The sequence below is a fragment of the Sphingobium sp. FG58 genome, from assembly GCF_057809055.1.
This window is the reverse complement of sequence record NZ_JBMDJF010000056.1, coordinates 1-1,322: the sequence shown is the minus strand read 5'-3', so window position 1 is coordinate 1,322 and position 1,322 is coordinate 1. Positions and strand designations below refer to the sequence as shown.

Annotated in this window: 1 protein-coding gene and 1 other annotated feature; the gene reads right to left on the bottom strand. The window is 62.2% G+C overall.

Going from position 1 to position 1,322, the window contains the following annotated elements; translation table 11 throughout:
• Nucleotides 1-39: 39 nt before the first annotated feature.
• A protein-coding gene (locus tag ACODR8_RS19920; RefSeq protein ID WP_489008852.1) for an IS3 family transposase occupies nucleotides 40-1,268 on the bottom strand; the annotation gives its coding sequence in 2 pieces (ribosomal slippage) (nucleotides 40-980 and nucleotides 980-1,268; 1,230 coding nt in all).
• Nucleotides 871-987, bottom strand: a sequence feature (AL1L pseudoknot). It overlaps the preceding gene by 117 nt.
• Nucleotides 1,269-1,322 lie beyond the last annotated feature (54 nt).

The following is a 1,322-nucleotide window of genomic DNA, read 5'->3' as shown; positions in this document are numbered from 1 at the left end:
TGAACCGCCCCGGGATTGCCGGAGGCCATTTGGTATAAATTATGCGGCCATGGGGGTGTTGTCCAGCATGGCGTAGTAGCGTTCCTCGGCTTCGACAGGTGGGATATTGCCGATAGGCGCGAGCAACCGCCGGTTATTGAACCAGTCCACCCATTCGAGCGTGGCGTATTCAACGGCTTCAAATGATCGCCAAGGACCTCGACGGTGGATGACCTCGGCCTTGTAAAGACCGTTGATCGTCTCGGCCAAGGCGTTGTCATAGCTGTCGCCAACACTCCCCACTGATGGCTCGATCCCGGCCTCGGCAAGGCGCTCGGTATACTTGATCGAGACATATTGGCTGCCGCGGTCGCTGTGGTGGATGAGGCCACCACGGTGAACGGGCTGCCGATCATGGATCGCCTGCTCCAAGGCATCGAGCACGAAGCTGGCATGCGCCGTCCTGCTCACCCGCCAGCCCACGATGTGTCGGGCGTACACGTCGATCACGAAGGCCACGTAGACGAACCCTGACCATGTCGCGACGTAAGTGAAGTCCGACACCCACAGCATGTTCGGCGCCGGGGCATGGAACTGGCGGTTGACCTGATCGAGCGGACACGGTGCCGCCTTGTCGCTGATCGTCGTCTTCACCGGCTTGCCCCGGGTCACGCCCTGCAGGCCCAGATCACGCATCAGTCGTTCGACCGTGCAGCGGGCAATGTCGAAGCCCTCCCGCTGCATCTGCCGCCACACCTTGCGCACGCCATAGACCTTGAAGTTGGCATCGAACACGCGCCGAACCTCGGGCTTCATCGCCTCGTCGCGCTGGACACGTGCCGACAGGCGCGACGGATCGCGGCGCTGTGCCACTCGCTCATGGTAGGTGGATGGGGCGATCGGCAAAACCCGGCAGATCGGCTCGACCCCATACTCACCCCGATGCTCATCAATGAAGCTGGTCATCGCTTGAACGGGCGGTCGAGCTCCGCCTGGGCAAAATATGCAGAAGCCTTGCGTAGGATCTCGTTGGCCTGCCGCAGCTCGCGGTTCTCGCGTTCCAGTGCCTTCAAACGGTCGGCCAACTCGGTGGGAACGCCGGCGCGCTTGCCGCTGTTCACCTCAGCCTTCTTCACCCACTCCAGCAGCGTGTGTCCCGAGCAGCCGATCATGGCGGCTATGGATGTGATCGCTGCCCAGCGGGATGGATGCTCACCTTCCTGATCCAGCACCAGGCGGACCGCCCGTTCACGAACCTCAGGGGCAAACTTGTTCGTCGTCTTGCTCATCGTAGACCCTTCCTCTCAGGAGTTAGGGCCTCCGGCAATCCCGGGGCGGTTCAG